Annotated in this window: 14 protein-coding genes; all 14 read left to right on the top strand. The window is 65.2% G+C overall.

What is annotated here, in order from left to right; genetic code table 11:
* Positions 1-236 precede the first annotated feature (236 nt).
* The 14 genes from ACR65T_RS07985 (at position 237) to lpxB (ending at position 16,018) form a co-directional block, all read left to right on the top strand.
* A complete protein-coding gene (locus tag ACR65T_RS07985; RefSeq protein WP_434495974.1) occupies positions 237-1,289 on the top strand; it encodes a 30S ribosomal protein S2 in 1,053 nt (350 codons plus the stop codon).
* Positions 1,290-1,377: 88 nt separating this feature from the next.
* Entirely contained in the window at positions 1,378-2,304 is a 927-nt protein-coding gene (tsf, locus tag ACR65T_RS07980; protein WP_434495973.1) for a translation elongation factor Ts, read from the top strand.
* Positions 2,305-2,689: 385 nt separating this feature from the next.
* Positions 2,690-3,679, top strand: a complete 990-nt coding sequence (locus tag ACR65T_RS07975) for an SDR family oxidoreductase (protein ID WP_434495972.1) — start codon at positions 2,690-2,692, stop codon at positions 3,677-3,679.
* Positions 3,680-3,886: 207 nt separating this feature from the next.
* Positions 3,887-4,615, top strand: a complete 729-nt coding sequence (pyrH, locus tag ACR65T_RS07970) for a UMP kinase (protein ID WP_123175289.1) — start codon at positions 3,887-3,889, stop codon at positions 4,613-4,615.
* A 171-nt stretch (positions 4,616-4,786) separates the two neighbouring features.
* Positions 4,787-5,347 (top strand): ribosome recycling factor, encoded by a 561-nt coding sequence (gene frr / locus ACR65T_RS07965; protein WP_014892614.1) that lies wholly within the window; start codon positions 4,787-4,789, stop codon positions 5,345-5,347.
* Positions 5,348-5,398: 51 nt separating this feature from the next.
* The gene (locus ACR65T_RS07960) at positions 5,399-6,178 is read left to right on the top strand and encodes an isoprenyl transferase (RefSeq protein ID WP_434495971.1); all 780 of its coding nucleotides are present in this window, start codon (positions 5,399-5,401) and stop codon (positions 6,176-6,178) included.
* On the top strand, positions 6,175-7,053 hold the full coding sequence (locus ACR65T_RS07955; RefSeq protein WP_434495970.1) for a phosphatidate cytidylyltransferase: 879 nt from the start codon (positions 6,175-6,177) through the stop codon (positions 7,051-7,053). The genes ACR65T_RS07960 and ACR65T_RS07955 overlap by 4 nt, the downstream gene beginning before the upstream one ends.
* Positions 7,054-7,064: 11 nt before the next feature.
* On the top strand, positions 7,065-8,312 hold the full coding sequence (gene dxr / locus ACR65T_RS07950) for a 1-deoxy-D-xylulose-5-phosphate reductoisomerase (RefSeq protein ID WP_434495969.1): 1,248 nt from the start codon (positions 7,065-7,067) through the stop codon (positions 8,310-8,312).
* A 55-nt stretch (positions 8,313-8,367) separates the two neighbouring features.
* Positions 8,368-9,522 carry a M50 family metallopeptidase gene (locus tag ACR65T_RS07945; RefSeq protein WP_434495968.1) on the top strand — a complete coding sequence of 385 codons (1,155 nt, stop codon included), beginning with the start codon at positions 8,368-8,370 and terminating at the stop codon, positions 9,520-9,522.
* A 415-nt stretch (positions 9,523-9,937) separates the two neighbouring features.
* Positions 9,938-12,259: an outer membrane protein assembly factor BamA gene (gene bamA, locus ACR65T_RS07940; RefSeq protein ID WP_434495967.1), complete on the top strand. Its 2,322-nt coding sequence runs from the start codon at positions 9,938-9,940 to the stop codon at positions 12,257-12,259.
* Between the two features lie 82 nt (positions 12,260-12,341).
* A complete protein-coding gene (lpxD, locus tag ACR65T_RS07935; protein ID WP_434495966.1) occupies positions 12,342-13,412 on the top strand; it encodes a UDP-3-O-(3-hydroxymyristoyl)glucosamine N-acyltransferase in 1,071 nt (356 codons plus the stop codon).
* A 65-nt stretch (positions 13,413-13,477) separates the two neighbouring features.
* On the top strand, positions 13,478-13,942 hold the full coding sequence (gene fabZ / locus ACR65T_RS07930) for a 3-hydroxyacyl-ACP dehydratase FabZ (RefSeq protein ID WP_434491998.1): 465 nt from the start codon (positions 13,478-13,480) through the stop codon (positions 13,940-13,942).
* A 136-nt stretch (positions 13,943-14,078) separates the two neighbouring features.
* Positions 14,079-14,879, top strand: a complete 801-nt coding sequence (gene lpxA / locus ACR65T_RS07925; RefSeq protein ID WP_434495965.1) for an acyl-ACP--UDP-N-acetylglucosamine O-acyltransferase — start codon at positions 14,079-14,081, stop codon at positions 14,877-14,879.
* On the top strand, positions 14,876-16,018 hold the full coding sequence (gene lpxB, locus ACR65T_RS07920; RefSeq protein ID WP_434495964.1) for a lipid-A-disaccharide synthase: 1,143 nt from the start codon (positions 14,876-14,878) through the stop codon (positions 16,016-16,018). The genes lpxA and lpxB overlap by 4 nt, the downstream gene beginning before the upstream one ends.
* Positions 16,019-16,024: the final 6 nt, after the last annotated feature.

Genomic DNA, 16,024 nt, shown 5'->3' with positions numbered 1-16,024 from the left:
CCATTCCTTCGTCCTCGCGTTCCCTTCGAACGCCGATGCGCCAGCCATGCATCGAACGGCTAAAGCGTCCGCGCGGGCCGGCCGGCGGCGGCCCTTGCCGGACGTAGGCGCATCGCCTATAAGCGCGCCATTCCACAGGCGAGGGTTACGCGGCGTCTGCCTCAAGACGTCGCTCCGGTGGCCGGCTCTCCGGCCTCTTTTCTCTCTCGCCGAGGTTCAACCGGAGAAAAGACACTATGGCTCTGCCCGATTTCACCATGCGCGGCCTGCTGGAGGCCGGCGCTCACTTCGGCCATCAGTCGCATCGCTGGAACCCGAAGATGGCGCCTTACATCTTTGGCGCCCGCAACAACATCCACATCATCGATCTCGCCCAGACGGTGCCGTTGCTCCATCAGGCGTTGAAGACGATTTCGGACACTGTCTCCAAGGGCGGACGCGTGCTGTTCGTGGGCACCAAGCGCCAGGCGCAGGAGCAGATCGCCGACGCCGCCAAGCGGAGCGCTCAATATTACATCAATTCCCGCTGGTTGGGCGGCACGCTCACCAATTGGAAGACGATTTCCGGATCGATCACCCGTCTGCGCAAGCTCGACGAGCAGCTTTCGGCCGGCGCATCGGGCATCACCAAGAAAGAGCGCCTGCTGCTGACCCGCGAGCGCGACAAGCTCGAAAAGGCGCTCGGCGGCATCAAGGATATGGGCGGCACGCCGGATTTGATCTTCGTGATCGACACCAACAAAGAGCAGCTCGCGATCAAGGAGGCGAATCGCCTCAAGATTCCCGTCGTCGCCGTGCTCGACACCAATTGCGATCCGGATGGCGTCACCCATCCGATCCCAGGCAATGACGACGCGGGCCGCGCCATCGCGCTCTACTGCGATCTCGTGGCGAGAGCCGCCATCGACGGCATTTCGCGCAGCCAGGGCTCGGTGGGAATCGATATTGGCGCCGATGAGTCGCCGGCGCTTGAGCCCGCGCTCGAGGCGCGCCCGGTGGTCCGCGAAGATTTGCGTCCCGCCGAGGTCGCCGTCGCGGATGCGGATACGCCTGTCGAGGCCTACGAATTGCTGTCGGCGCCGCGCGGCGCTCCGGACGATCTCGCCAAGCTGCACGGCGTCGGCCCGCAGCTCGTCAAGAAGCTGAACGACGCCGGCGTCTATCACTATTGGCAGCTTGCCGCGATGACTCCGGCGGACGTCGAAAAACTCGACGGCGAGTTGAAGCTGAACGGCCGCATTGCGCGCGACGGCTGGGTCGATCAGGCGAAGGCGCTTCTCGCCGCCTAGTCGATTCGTCAAGTCCAATGCTTAAGACGCGCGCGCCGGTCCAGTGGGCCGGCGTCGTCGCATGACTCTCCGAGAAGGAATTTCAGCCATGGCTACGATCACCGCCGCCCTTGTGAAGGAACTGCGCGAGAGCACCGGCGCGGGCATGATGGATTGCAAGGCGGCGCTCACCCAGACGGACGGCGAATTCGAAGCGGCGGTCGACTGGCTGCGCAAGAAGGGCCTCTCCAAGGCCGCGAAGAAAGCCGATCGCGTCGCCGCCGAAGGGCTTGTCGCCGCGCTCGTGTCAGACAAATCGGGCGTCGTCGTCGAGGTGAATTCGGAAACGGATTTCGTCGCCCGCAACGCCGATTTCCAGACGCTGGTGAAGAACATCGCCGAAGTCGCCTTAAAAAGCGGCGCGAGCGACGTCGAGGCGCTCGGCAAGGAAGCCTATCCCGGCGGCGGAACGGTGAACGAGGCGATCACCAATGCGATCGCCGGCATCGGCGAGAACCTGACGTTGCGCCGCGCCGCCGCGCTCAGCGTCGGCGAGGGCGTCGTCGGCCGTTACGTGCATGCGCAGGTCGTCGACGGCCAGGGCAAGATCGCGGTGATCGTCGCGCTCGAATCGACAGGCGACAAGGATGTGCTGGCGACGCTCGCGCGCCAGCTCGCGATGCATGTCGCCTCGGCCAATCCGCTGGCGCTTGACGCCACGGGCCTCGACCCGGCGACGGTCGAGCGCGAGAAGAAGCTGCTTGCCGAGAAGAACGCCGGCAAGCCTGAGAACGTGCTGCAGAAGATCATCGACTCTGGCATCAAGACCTACGCCAAGGAGGTCTGCATGCTCGATCAGATCTCCAACCATCCTGACCACGGCGGCAAGAGCGTCGCCCAGGCGGTGAAGGAGCTTGAAGGAAAGGCCGGCGCGCCGATCGTTCTCAAGGGCTTCGTGCGCTACGCGCTCGGCGAAGGCATCGAGAAACAGACGAGCGACTTCGCTGCGGAAGTGGCCGCGGCTGTGAAGGGGTAAGACATTCCTTCTCCCCGCATGTGGGGAGAAGTTCAGGGTGAGGGGCCGGGGCGTTGAACCCCGGCCTTTTTCTTTTCGCGATATCTCTCCGCGTCATGCCCGCGCTTGTCGCGGGCATCCAAGCGGCGACGCACGAGCCTCTCAGCATAACTCAGCCTCTCGACGTGGATGGCCGGGACAAGCCCGGCCATGACGGATGAAACTTCCCGCTGTTATTCCCTCCGTCCGCAACGCCGCGACCTTCGCCTCATCCTCCTTCGGGCCGCGTGCGCGTTCGGCATGCTCTCGGTTGTCGCGCCCTTCGAAACAATCGCGGGCGGGCGGCGTTTAGGCTCCGGATGTTGGTGTTCGTCGCAGGGCGAAGATCGAGCAGAGGGAGCCGCGCATGCGCGCCAAGAAGACCGCCGCCGACGCAACGATTCGCGGACCGCGCGTTGAGCGCGCGATCGACGCCGCCACTTCCGTGCTTGGATTCGATGATGCGCCGTCCGCGCGCAAACTGCGCGATCCGCGCGAGCTCTATCCCAAGCCGCCGTTCGAAAAGCAGACGCAGCCCTGGCCGGGTCTCGCCGGGCTCATGACGCCGCGTCCCGATCATGGCGAGGAAAGCTACCGAGGCTCGGGGCGTCTCCTTGGCCGCAAGGCGCTCATCACCGGCGGCGACAGCGGCATCGGCCGCGCCGCGGCGATCGCTTTTGCGCGCGAAGGCGCCGACGTCGCCATCAATTATCTGCCGGAGGAGGAGGCGGACGCCAAGGAAGTCATGGACCTCATGGGCGAGGCCGACGTCAATGCGGTGGCGCTTCCGGGAGACATTCGCGACGAAGCTTTTTGCCGCAAGCTCGTCGACGATGCGGCGCGCGATCTCGGCGGCCTGGATATTCTCGTCAACAACGCCGCGCGCCAGCATGCGTGCAAATCGATTCTCGACATTACGACCGAGGACCTCGACTGGACGTTCCGCACCAATCTCTATGCGCTGTTCTGGATCACGAAAGCCGCGCTTGCGCATCTGCGGCCGGGATCGTCGATCATTAATACGAGTTCGATCGTGGCTTTCGATCCTTCGCCGCAGCTTCTGGATTATTCGGCGACCAAGGCCGCCATTCTCAATTTCACCAGATGTCTGGCGAAGCAGCTCGCCGACAAAGGCATCAGGGTCAACGCCGTCGCGCCGGGCCCGTTCTGGACGGCGCTGCAGCCGAGCGGCGGACAATTTCCCGATCACCTCGCCGAATTTGGCGCCGACACGCCGCTGGGCCGCCCTGGACAGCCGGCGGAAATCGCGCCGCTCTATGTTCTGCTCGCGTCAAGCGAAGCGAGCTTCACGACAGGCCAGGTGTTCGGCGCGACTGGCGGCGAAGTGGGGCCGTAATCAAGTGTCGTGAATAGTGCCCCGACCGACGCGTGGCGGTTCGATTGCAATCGCGTGTGGGGCGGCGGCGAGAGTTGATGCGTCGGCGGCTCCCACGGGCTCGATACACGGGTCTCATCCAGAGCTTGGGTGACGCGCCTCACTTGCCGGCGCCGCCCGGCCTCCGTATGAAGAACGCGCCCCGCTTCAGCCACCGAGAGACGCCTCATGTCCGACCTCACGTCGACGCGACGATTCAAGCGTGTGGTCGTCAAGCTGTCCGGGGAAGCCCTGCAGGGTTCGGCGCCGCATGGTCTCGACGCCGTCACGATCGCCCGCATCGCCGCCGACCTCGCGACCGCCGCGGCGGCTGGACATGAGATCGCCGTCGTCGTCGGCGGCGGCAATTTCTTTCGCGGCATCAAGGGCGCCGAAACCGGCATCGAGCGCGCGCGCGCCGATTCGATCGGCATGCTGGCGACGGTGATGAACGGGCTGGCGCTGGAGCAGGCGGTCGAAGGGCAGGGGCGGCAGGCGCGCTGCCTGTCAGCGGTCTCGATGCCGTCCATATGCGAATCCTTTTCGCGCCGCGCCGCCCTGCATCATCTGGCCAAGGGACGCGTCGTCATCGCGGCCGGAGGCACCGGCAACCCCTTCTTCACCACGGACACCGGCGCGGTGTTGCGCGCCGCGGAGCTCTCCGCCGACGCGGTGCTCAAAGCCACTCAGGTCGACGGCGTCTACACCGCCGATCCCAAGCGCGATCCCACCGCGGAGCGCTACGACCGTTTGAGCCATGACGAGGCGATCGCCAGAAACCTGGCGGTGATGGATACGGCGGCCTTCGCGCTCGCCCGCGAGAACAAGATCCCGATTCTCGTCTTTTCGATCGCCGAGGCCGGCGCCATCGACGGGGCGCTTTCCGGTCGGGCGCGCGCGACCCTCGTTGCGCCGTAAGACCCTTTCGCGCCAGACGATAAATCGTGCAATAAATCTTGCGCCGCGGAGCCGGAGCGCCGGCGAAGGCGGCGGCGTGCGCCCTTTTTGCCGCGCCACGTTCGAAATATAAGAAGCCGAGCCGCGCGAGAGTTCGTAAGAGCGGCGACAGATCAAAGACAGGTTGTTCACATGGCGGAAACTTTTGACCTTGCCGATATGAAGCGCCGCATGCAGGGCGCGGTCGCGACGCTCAAGCACGAATTCGGCGGGCTTCGCACGGGACGCGCCTCGACGAGCTTGCTCGATCCGATTCATGTTGAAGCTTATGGGCAGGTTTCGCCGCTCAATCAGGTCGCCACCGTCAGCGTGCCCGAGCCGCGCCTTCTTTCGGTGCAGGTATGGGACAAGGCGTTGGTCATCGCCGTCGACAAGGCGATCCGCGAGGCCAATCTCGGTCTTCAGCCGACGGTGGAAGGTCAGAATTTGCGCATCCGCATGCCGGAGCTGAACGAGCAGCGCCGCAAGGAACTCGTCAAGGTCGCGCATAAATACGCCGAGGAGGCGCGGGTCTCCGTGCGCCACGTGCGCCGCGACGGCCTCGACATTCTCAAGAAGTTACTTAAGGATCACGCGATTCCCGAGGACGACGAGAAGCGCCACGAACAAGAGGTGCAGAAGGCGACGGACGAGACGGTGAAGGAGATCGACGCCGCGCTCGCCGCCAAGGAAAAGGAAATCATGCAGGTCTAGGAAGCTGCGGCGTCGTCTGGCGCAGGTCCTATGGCCATTTGGAACCCGAATATGACGGAAAGCGACATTTTGGAGGCGCAAACGAACGCTCAGCGCGCGCGCACGGCGCCGCGTCATGTCGCGCTGATCATGGATGGCAATGGCCGCTGGGCGGCGAAGCGGGGCCTGCCGCGCTTCGAAGGACACCGGCGCGGCGTTGAGGCGCTGCGCCGCACGGTGCGGGCGGCGATCAAGCTCAATATCGGCTATTTGACCGTCTATTCCTTCTCGGCGGAAAACTGGTCGCGACCGCGCGAGGAGGTGGAAAGCCTTCTTTCGCTGCTCCACCGCTTCATCCGCAACGATCTGGCGGAATTGCACGCGAGCAATGTGCGCGTGCGCGTCATCGGCGCGCGCGCCGAGCTCGCGCCCGACATCTCGGACCTGCTGCGCGAGGCCGAGCAGATGACGCAGGCGAACTCCGGGCTCACCCTCGTCGTCGCGTTCAACTACGGCGCGCGGCAGGAGATCGCGGCGGCGGCCCGCGCGCTCGCGGAAATGGTGGCGCAAGGCCGACTGAGGCCCGAGGAGATCGACGCCGACGCGATCGCGCGGCGGCTGGACACCGCGGACATTCCCGATCCGGACCTGATCATCCGCACGTCGGGCGAACAGCGGCTGTCGAACTTCCTGCTCTGGCAGGCGGCTTACGCCGAATTCGTCTTCCTGCCGATTCTCTGGCCGGATTTCGACGAAGCGGCGCTTTCGGCGGCGATCGCCGAATACGCCCATCGGGATCGCCGGTTTGGCGGGCTTGAGGCCGCGGCGCGCAGCGCCAAGACCGCTTCATGACGGCGGATCGAAGCGACATAAGCCGCGCCGGGCAGCCTCCTGAAAAGCCGTCTGCCGGAGGCTTCGCCGACCTTGGGCCGCGCCTCGCATCCGCCGCGGCGATGGTCATCGCCGCCCTCGGCGCGCTCTATCTTGGCGGCGACGTTTTCGCGCTCTTCTGGCTGGCGGCCGCCTTCGCGGTGAATTGGGAGTGGCAGGGCCTGATCGGCGGCGACGGGCGCGCCGCCAGAATCGCCGTCGGCGGCGCGGCGGTCGCCGCCGCAACGGCGTTCGGACGCGTCTTCATGCCGGGCGCCGCCGCGCTCGCGATTGCGGTTTTTGCCCTTGCGGGCGCAGCGCTGGCGGGAGCCGAGCGTCGCCTCTGGGCGGCGACGGGCGTTGTCTACGCCGGCGCGCTCGCCTTCTCCGTATGTCTTTTGCGCGAGTCGCCCGATTTCGGCGCGCTGGCGATCGCCTTCCTGTTCGCCGTGGTCTGGGGCACCGATATCTTTGCCTATTTTGGCGGCAGGCTGATCGGCGGCCCGAAGCTTTGGCCGCGCGTCTCTGCCGGCAAGACATGGTCGGGCACGATCACCGGCGTTCTCTGCGGCGCATTACTGGGCCTCGTCGCCGTCTATCTCGGCGCCGGCCCGCAACTTGCGAGCTGGCGTGTGTTCCTGGTCGGACTGGCCGCCGCCGGCTTCTCGCAAGTCGGCGATCTTTTCGAATCTTCGGTCAAGCGCCGCTTCGGCGTGAAGGACTCGAGCCAGCTTATTCCCGGCCATGGCGGCGCCATGGATCGGCTCGACGGCTTCATCTTCGCCAGCGCCTTCGCGGCGGCGGTGGGCCTGCTGCGCGGCGCGCCGTCGGTGGCGGCCGGTCTTTTCTTCTGGTAGGGCGGGACCCAATGGCATTAGCAAACGGACAGTTTCACGCGCACGCCCCGGCCCAGCCGCCGGCGCCGGTTCCGCGCCGCATCGTGCTGCTGGGCGCGACGGGCTCGATCGGCCGCTCGACGGTCGACCTTCTCGAACGCGATCCGGAAGGGTTTTCGGTGTCGGCGGTGGCGGGCGGCCGCGACGTCGAGGCGCTCGCGCGGGTCGCCCGCGCGGTCAGGGCCGAATTCGCCGCCATCCGCGACGAGAGCGCCTATGCGGCGCTCAAGGCGGCGCTCGCCGGGACCAACATTCAGGTCGCCGCGGGTCGCGAGGCGATCATCGAGGCCGCGCTGCGCGACGCCGATCTCGTGGTCTCGGCCATTGTCGGCGCCGCCGGCGTCGAGCCGACCTACGCGGCGCTCGCCGCCGGCCGCGACGTGGCGCTCGCCAATAAGGAATGTCTTGTCTGCGCCGGCGTGCCCTTCATGCGGAAGGCGGCGGAAATGGGCGTGCAACTGCTGCCGATGGACAGCGAGCACAACGCCATTTTTCAGGCGCTTGGCGGCGAGGACCCCTCCCGCATCGAACGCATGATCGTCACGGCGTCCGGCGGCCCCTTCCGCACCTGGAGCAAGGAGCGCATCGCCGAGGCGAGCGTCGAGGAGGCGCTCAATCATCCCAATTGGGCGATGGGCCCGAAAATAACCGTCGATTCGGCCGGCATGATGAACAAGGGGCTCGAACTGATCGAGGCTCATCATCTTTTCGGCATTCCGGCCGAAAAGCTCGAAGTCGTGGTCCATCCGCAGTCGATCATCCACGGCCTCGTCGCCTTTTCCGACGGCTCGGTGACCGCGGGAATCGCCGTGCCGGACATGCGCACGCCGATCGCCCACTGTCTCGGCTATCCTGATCGGCTGACGACCCCGACGCCGCGCCTCGATCTGGCGAAAATCGCCACGCTGACATTCGAGGCGCCTGATTTTGAACGGTTTCCAGCGCTCAAACTGGCGCTCCAGGTTCTGCGCGCCGGCGGCGGCCTGCCGACCGTGCTCAACGCCGCCAATGAAATCGCCGTCGAAGCCTTCCTCGATCGCCGCATGTCCTTCGACGGCATCGCTCGCCATGTGGCCGAGGCCTGCGAGGCCGCTTTGCGCGATGGAACCGCAAATGCGCCCGCAACAGTTGAGGACGCCCTCGCGGTGGACCATATTGTCAGAGAAAGATCACGATCGGCCTTGGCCGGGCGTGCCGCATCAGGCATGCTGCTTCAGTGATCATGGCGCGCGCCGCCGGCAGGCTTGGCGCAAGCGAGACCTGCGAGACAGCGCTTTGCTAGACTTCCTGACGACCTTCGCCTTCTATCTCATCCCCTTCGTGCTCGTTCTCACGCTGGTCGTGTTCGTGCACGAATTTGGGCACTTCATCGTCGGCCGGTGGTGCGGCGTGAAGGTGGACGCCTTTTCCATCGGCTTCGGACCGGAGCTGTGGTCTCGGGTGGATCGTCTCGGCACGCGCTGGCGCATCGCCAGCATTCCGCTGGGCGGTTATGTCAGCTTCCATGGCGACGCCAACGCCGCAAGCGCGCCGGACCCTGAAGCCGTGCGCGCGATGCCGGAGGCCGAGCGCGCAGTGACTTTCGCCGCGCAGTGTGTGTGGAAGCGCGCCGCGATCGTATTCGCCGGACCTTTTGCGAATTTCGTTCTGGCGATCGCGATTTTCGCCATTCTCTTCGGGGTTTACGGACGCACGATCTATGCGCCGCGCGTCGGCTCGCTGACGCCTGGCGGGGCCGGCGCCGCTGCGGGCTTCATGGCCGGCGACCTGGTGCTGACCGTTGATGGCGCGCCGATCGACTCCTTTTCCAATCTGCAGGAAATCGTTTCGAGCTCGGCCGACAAGAAACTCATTTTCGTGATTCAGCGCGGCGATCAGCAGCTGACGCTTCCGGTCGTTCCCGCCCTGCGCGAGGTCGAGAGCGCGATCGGCAAAATCCGAATCGGCATGCTGGGCATTCAGGCGTCGAAGGCCGCGGCCGACATCCGCCAGGAACGCTACGGACCCGCCGACGCGGTGGCGATGGGCGTGCAGGAAACATGGACGGTCGTGCGCCGCACGGGAAATTACATCGGCGGACTTGTCACCGGACGGGAGAGCGCCGATCAGCTCTCCGGACCGATTGGCATCGCGCAAGTCTCGGGGCAAATGGCGCAGGCGGTCTCCAAGGTGGGCATCGCGCCGCTGTTGAGCCTCATCGCGATTCTCTCAGTCTCGATCGGTCTGCTCAATCTCATGCCGGTGCCGCTGCTTGACGGCGGACATTTGCTGTTCTTCGCGATTGAGGCGGCGCGCGGCCGCGCGCTCAACGCGCGCGCGCAGGAAGTCGCCTTCCGCGTGGGTCTCGCGATGGTCGGCGCGCTGATGATTTTCTCGACCTATAACGACATCGCGCGACTCATTCATAAGCTCACCGGCTCGGGCTCGTAGCGCAGGTTCCGAAAAAGTCGACAGACTTTTTCGATGAAAACTGCTCCACCATTTTGATATTGAGCGATTCCTTACCGAGCACATGATTCCATGTGATCGGGACGCGCTCTGGCGCGCACGCAGCCGTTGTAACTATGCGGCGCGCAGGACGCCGCGACAGGGCGCGATTCTCGTCGCAATTTGGACATGATCGCGCTTGCGGCGCCACGTCTTAATCATGCGCTGACCATGAATCGTGGCTTTAACGTCACGCCTTCGACAAATTGCGGAAACACCATTTATTCTGCATTTGCAGGGTCGGGCAAACCTTGTAGAAAGAATCGCTCAACGCTGGCGAAGCGCCGATCGTCGGCGAATTTACATGAGTTTCGCGCCGCGGCCCGGGCGGCGACGTTGCGACGAGGAACTGCACTATATGCGCTCAATCAGCGGCATTTGGAAATCATCGTTCCTATTCGCGGTTGTGGCCGCTCTGCTGGCGTTTAGCGTTCCGGCGTTCGCCGCGCCCGACATCAATCGCGTCGCGTTCGAGGGCAACAGCAAGGTCAAGACTGACATCTTGCAGGAGCAGGTGCGCTCGCGCGCCCACACGCCCTTCAACCCGCAGCTGGCCGAGGCCGACGTCGCGCGATTGACGGAAGTCTATCGCCGGTCGGGACGCGCTGCGGCGAAATTGAGCTATCGGACGGTTGATCTGCCGAACGGACGGATCGACCTGGTCTTCACCATCGTTGAAGGCGACAAGACCGGCGTTAAGGAGATCCGATTCATCGGCAATGAGGTCTATTCCACACGCCGTCTCGTCGGCATGATGGAGACGACGGAAATGAACTTCCTGTCGTTCCTCAAGACAAGCGACGTTTATGATCCCGACCGCATCGCCGCGGACCTCGAACTCATTCGTCGATTCTATCTCAAGAACGGCTATGCCGATTTCCGCGTGATCAGCTCCGACGTGCAGTTCGATCCGACGGTCGCCGGCTACATCATCACCATCGTCGTGAACGAAGGCCCGCAGTATCGCGTGTCGTCCGTCGGCGTCGAATCACATCTGCCCGACGTCGACGGCGCCGCGTTGAATGATTTGCTGCGGCTTGCGCCGGGCGACGTCTACAACGGCGACGCGGTCGAGAAGACCGTCGAAGCTTTGACGCGCGAAATCGCCAAGCGGGGCTACGCCTTCACCCAGGCGCGCCCGCGCGGCGAACGCAATCCGGCCGATCAGACGGTCGCGATCCAGTTCCTGCTCGAGGAAGGACCTCGGGTCTATATCGAACGCATCAACATTCGCGGCAATACGCGCACGCGAGACTATGTCATTCGCCGCGAGTTCGATATCGGCGAGGGCGACGCCTATAACCGCGTCCTGATCGACCGCGCCGAACGCCGGCTGAATGGCCTCGGCTATTTCAAAAAGGTGAAAATCACCAATGAGCCGGGCTCGGCGCCGGACCGCGTGATCCTGAACGTCGACGTCGAGGACCAGCCCACCGGCAACTTCGGCATCTCTGGCGGTTATTCGACCAACCAGGGCTTCATCGCCGAAGTGTCCGTGTCGGAAAGCAACTTCATGGGTCGCGGCCAAGCGGTTCGCCTTTCGGTGCAGGGCGGCCAGATCGCCCGCGGCGTGACGTTCAGCTTCACCGAGCCTTATTTCCTCGACCAGCGCATCGCCGCCGGCTTCGACGTCTTCGTGCGTCGACAGGACGCTTATAACTACTCGATCTACAGTTCGACGTCCTACGGCGGCACGTTGCGCTTCGGCATACCGATCACCGAAGAGCTCAGCTTCTCGCCGCACTATTCGGTCTATCAGACGACGATCTCAATCCCGAACGACAAGAATCGTCCTTACAACGACTGTTTGGTGCCGGTGTTTGGCTACACGCCTGGCTTCAGTCCGTTCTATCCGCAGTCTGTCGGCTATCCGAACCTCCTGGTCAACTGCCAATCGAACGGCGAAGCCTCGCTCGCGATCAAGTCGTCGCAGGGAGGGCTGCTGACGTCGCTCGTCGGCTATTCGCTGAACTACAGCACCATCGACAACTTCAAGAACCCCCATAATGGTTGGCTGGCCTCGCTCAATCAGGACGTGGCGGGTTTGGGCGGCGGAACGCGCTACCTGCGCACGACCGGCGACATCCGCTACTTCCGCGAGATTCCCTATCTCGACGACGTGGTCGGCATCGCCCGTCTGCAGGGCGGCGATCTGTCGACCTTCGGCGGCTACAAGCCGCGTATTCAAGACAACTTCAACCTCGGCCCCAGCCTGGTGCGCGGCTTCGCGCCGGGCGGCATCGGCCCGCGCGATTCGAACATTCTGACGAGCTTCAACAACAACCGCGGCAACTCGCTGGGCGGCTCCAACTATGTCGGCGGGTCGCTCGAAGTGCAGTTCCCGTTCTGGTACCTGCCGAAGGATCTCGGGCTGAGAGGCGCGCTCTTCGCCGACGCCGGTTCGCTGTGGAATTTCAGCGGCCGGACGAACTACGCCAACAATATGCCGACAATTCCCGGCGTGACCTGCATCGGCGCCTATACGGAGCAGGCGGGCTTCGGCCAGGGCAATTGCGTGGTGCCGATCGCGAACAAATTCGCGATCCGCTCGTCAGTCGGCGCCTCGGTGCTGTGGAATTCGCCGATGGGACCAATCCGCTTCGATTACGCCGTCGTGACCTCGAAGGTCTATGGCGACATCACGCAGAACTTCCGCTTCAGCGGCGGCACCAACTTCTAATGATCAGAGACGATCGCCGGGCGAACCACGCCCGGCGGACGGCTCAAGGGCCGGCGTGGGCTGCCACACAGGTCCTTGCAGCGTGAGCGCAGCGGCATTCTTTCCGTTGGCGCGGCCCGCGCCTTTGAGCGAGATTGCGCAGATCGCCGGCGCAGAAATTCGCGGCGGCCCTGACGGCGCGCCCGCGCGAGGCGAGCTTGCGCCGCCGCCGCTCATCATTAGCGTCGCGCCGCTCGATTGGAGCAGGCCGGGCGACCTCTGCTTCTACGACAACCCGCGCTATCGTAAGGCGCTCTCGGAATGCCGAGCGACCGCCTGCTTCCTGCGCGAGCGCCATCTTGATCTGCTGCCGAACGCCGTCGTCGCGCTTCTCGTCGACGATCCGCAGCGCGCCATGACGCTCGCGGCGGCGCATCTCTTTCCGGAGGCGTTGCGGCCCGGCTCCTTATTCCAATCCAGCGGCGTTTCTCCGGGAGCGGCGGTGCATCCGCAGGCGCGACTCGAACCCGGCGTGATTGTTGATCCCGGCGCCGTGATCGGGCCGGGCGCCGAGATCGGCGCCGGAACGATTGTCGGGCCGCAGGCGGTGATCGGTCCGAATGTGCGCATCGGCCGCGACTGTTCGATTGGCGCGCATGCAAGCCTCACGCATGCGCTGATCGGCGACCGCGTCGTCATCCACCCGGGGGCGCGGCTTGGGCAGGACGGCTTCGGCTTCGCGCCGACGCGCGAAGGTTATCTCAAGACGCCGCAGGTCGGTCGGGTGATCGTGCAGGACGATGTTGAGATCGGCGCCAATACGACGATTGATCGCGGCGCGTCGCGCGACACGATTATCGGCGAGGGAACGAAAATCGATAATCTCGTGCAGATCGGCCACAATGTGGTGATCGGCCGTTTTTGCGCCATCGTCGCCCAATCGGGCGTCGCCGGTTCCTGCGAGATCGGCGATTTCGTCGCGCTGGGCGGACAATCCGCCGTCGCCGGCCACCTCACAATCGGCGAAGGCGCAGCGGTTGCGGCCAAATCCGGGGTGATGCGCGACCTGCCGGCCGGGGCGCGAGTCGGCGGCGCGCCAGCGCGACCGTTGCGGCGGTTCTTGCGCGGCGCGGCGCTGCTCGACCGACTCGCGCGCAGGGACAAGCCGACGTAAGACAAGCGAGTAACAAGCAAAACAAAAGGGATGGCGCTCGCCATGCCCTCGAGAGGGAGGAAGAAATGCCCGAGGCCGCGGCCGGCGCGACTCTGGAGAGCGCCGACATTTTGCAGATCATGAGCCAACTGCCGCATCGTTATCCGTTCTTGCTCGTCGATCGCATCTTCGACATCCGCGGAGACGAATCATGCGTCGGCGTGAAGAACGTCACGGTCAATGAGCCGCAGTTTCAGGGGCACTTTCCCGAGCGTCCGATCATGCCCGGCGTCCTGCTCATCGAGGCGATGGCGCAGACCGCCGGAGTCATCGCTCTCCGCGCGCTGAAAGGCGCGGACCGGGCGCGTCTGGTTTATTTCGTCACGATCGACAATGCGAAATTCCGCAAGCCGGTGACGCCCGGCGACCGCGTCGAATTCCACATGGCCAAAACCGCGCAGAAGCGAAATATCTGGTGGTATTCTGGGCGCGCGATGGTCGACGGCGCGCTGGTCTGCGAGGCGCAGATCAGCGTCATGATGGGCGCCTAGATCACGCTGCATTTGGGCGGAATCGCCCAAATGCAGATAACGTGATCGATTCCCAAAGTTTAGAGCGCGCTCTATGCGAAAAACCGGTTCCCACTTTTTCGCAACGCGCTCTAGCGCCGGCGCGGCGAGTGCGACATTGAACCCTTCGGTTCATCCGTCCTGTGTCGTCGAAGACGGCGCGCGGCTTGGCGCCGGCGTCGCCATCGGCCCGTTTTGCCATATCGGCGCCGGAGTCGAGATCGGCGACGGCGCGACTCTCCTCTCCCATGTCGTCGTCGGCGGGCGAACGCGGATCGGCGCGCGCGCCCGGATTTTCCCCTTCGCCGCCGTGGGACTGCCGTCGCAGGATATCAAGGCTGCGCTCGCGCAGGGCGCGCTGACGATCGGCGACGATTGCGTCATTCGCGAAGGCGTGACGATCAATGCAGGCGCGGGGGAGGGCACGCGTATTGGGGCGCGCTGCGTATTTCTTGCCGCTTCGCACGTCGCTCACGACTGTCGGCTGGGCGACGACGTGATATTGTCCAATCAGGTTCTGCTGGGCGGCCACGTCGAGATTGGGGACCATGCGATGATCGGCGGCGCGACGGCGGTGCATCAGAATGTGCGTATCGGCGCGCATGCCTTCGTAGGCGGCCTCTCCGGCGTCGAAGGCGACATCATTCCCTTCGCGCTTGCGTCGGGCAACCGCGCCCATCTGTTCGGCCTCAACCGCATCGGCCTGCAGCGGCGCGGTTTCGCGCCGGAGCGCATCGAGCGGCTGCGCCGGGCGTATCGTCTGCTCTTCGCGCGAGAGGCGCGCGCGCTGAGCGAACGCATCGACGGTCTGTCACGAGATTTCGCCGGCGACGCAGACATTGCGGCGATCATCGAATTTCTGCGCGCGCCCTCGACGCGGCCGCTGTGCGCGCCTCGCGCGCGCGCTGAATCGCCGTGAGCGCGCCGCGCATCTTCCTTATCGCCGGCGAAGCCTCTGGCGATCAGCTCGGCGCGGCGCTGATGCGGGCTTTGCGCGCCGCGCGTCCGGAGACCGTTTTTTCCGGCGTCGGGGGCGAGGCGATGGCGCGGGAGGGCCTCGCGTCACTGTTTCCGCTCGAAGACATCGCGGTGATGGGCCTCGTTCCCGTCTTGGCGCGGCTGCCGCGTCTTGTCCGGCGCATCGCACAGACGGCGCGCGCGGTCGTCGATGAGGCGCCGGATTGTCTCGTCATCATCGACGCGCCGGATTTTACCCATCGCGTCGCGCGCCGGGTGCGGGCCGCCCGACCTGACCTGCCGATCGTTGATTACGTCAGCCCGACCGTATGGGCGTGGCGGCCCGGCCGCGCGCCCGCGATGCGTGATTATGTCGATTGCCTGCTGGCGCTGCTGCCCTTCGAGCCGCAGGCGCATGTTCGCCTCGGCGGCCCGCGATGCGTCTATGTCGGCCATCCGCTCGTCGAGCGGCTCGACGAGCTGACGCGGCCGTCTCACGATCGCGGCGCGGCGCGGTCGCTGCTCGTTCTGCCCGGCTCGCGTCTGGCGGAAGTGCGGCGCATGACGCCGATCTACGGCGAGGCGCTCGAACTGCTTTTGCGCGAACGCGCCGACTTCGAGGTCGTCATTCCTGTCGCGCCGAATGTTGAGAAGACCTTGCGACGCGAACTGCGGGGGTGGCCGCTGACGCCGCGTCTGATCGGCCAGGATGAGAAATTCGCCGCCTTCCGACATGCGCGCGCCGCGCTTGTCACGTCCGGCGTCGCGACGCTGGAGCTGGCGCTCGCCGGAGTTCCCATGGCGGTCGCCTATAAGGTCTCGCGCGCCGAATCGCTGCTGCGCTTTCTCGTCAAAGTGGAATCGATCGTGCTGCCCAATCTCATCATCGGCGAGAATATTGTGCCGGAATTCCTGCAGGAGGCCGCGACGCCGCGCGGGCTCGCCGAGGCGCTGAGGCCGCTCTTGCGCGAGAGCGCCGCGCGCGAAGCGCAACTCGCGGCCTTCCAGCGCGTCCGCGCGCGCCTGCTCGAGGCAGGCCAGACGCCGAGCGCTCGGGCGGCTGACATCATCCTCGAATATGCGTCGCGCGGGCGGTCTTAAGCGAGC

It is taken from the genome of Methylocystis sp. (genome assembly GCF_051061285.1).
Classification (GTDB): domain Bacteria; phylum Pseudomonadota; class Alphaproteobacteria; order Rhizobiales; family Beijerinckiaceae; genus Methylocystis.
The sequence above is the reverse complement of the archived record's forward strand: the minus strand, read 5'-3'. Positions and strand labels throughout refer to the sequence as shown.

Bases quoted from the DNA above. Each gene is read 5' to 3' on its own strand.
- ACR65T_RS07985 (WP_434495974.1), top strand. From the start codon at position 237: ATGGCTCTGCCCGATTTCACCATGCGCGGCCTGCTGGAGGCCGGCGCT.
- tsf (WP_434495973.1), top strand. From the start codon at position 1,378: ATGGCTACGATCACCGCCGCCCTTGTGAAGGAACTGCGCGAGAGCACC.
- ACR65T_RS07975 (WP_434495972.1), top strand. From the start codon at position 2,690: ATGCGCGCCAAGAAGACCGCCGCCGACGCAACGATTCGCGGACCGCGC.
- pyrH (WP_123175289.1), top strand. From the start codon at position 3,887: ATGTCCGACCTCACGTCGACGCGACGATTCAAGCGTGTGGTCGTCAAG.
- frr (WP_014892614.1), top strand. From the start codon at position 4,787: ATGGCGGAAACTTTTGACCTTGCCGATATGAAGCGCCGCATGCAGGGC.
- ACR65T_RS07960 (WP_434495971.1), top strand. From the start codon at position 5,399: ATGACGGAAAGCGACATTTTGGAGGCGCAAACGAACGCTCAGCGCGCG.
- ACR65T_RS07955 (WP_434495970.1), top strand. From the start codon at position 6,175: ATGACGGCGGATCGAAGCGACATAAGCCGCGCCGGGCAGCCTCCTGAA.
- dxr (WP_434495969.1), top strand. From the start codon at position 7,065: ATGGCATTAGCAAACGGACAGTTTCACGCGCACGCCCCGGCCCAGCCG.
- bamA (WP_434495967.1), top strand. From the start codon at position 9,938: ATGCGCTCAATCAGCGGCATTTGGAAATCATCGTTCCTATTCGCGGTT.
- fabZ (WP_434491998.1), top strand. From the start codon at position 13,478: ATGCCCGAGGCCGCGGCCGGCGCGACTCTGGAGAGCGCCGACATTTTG.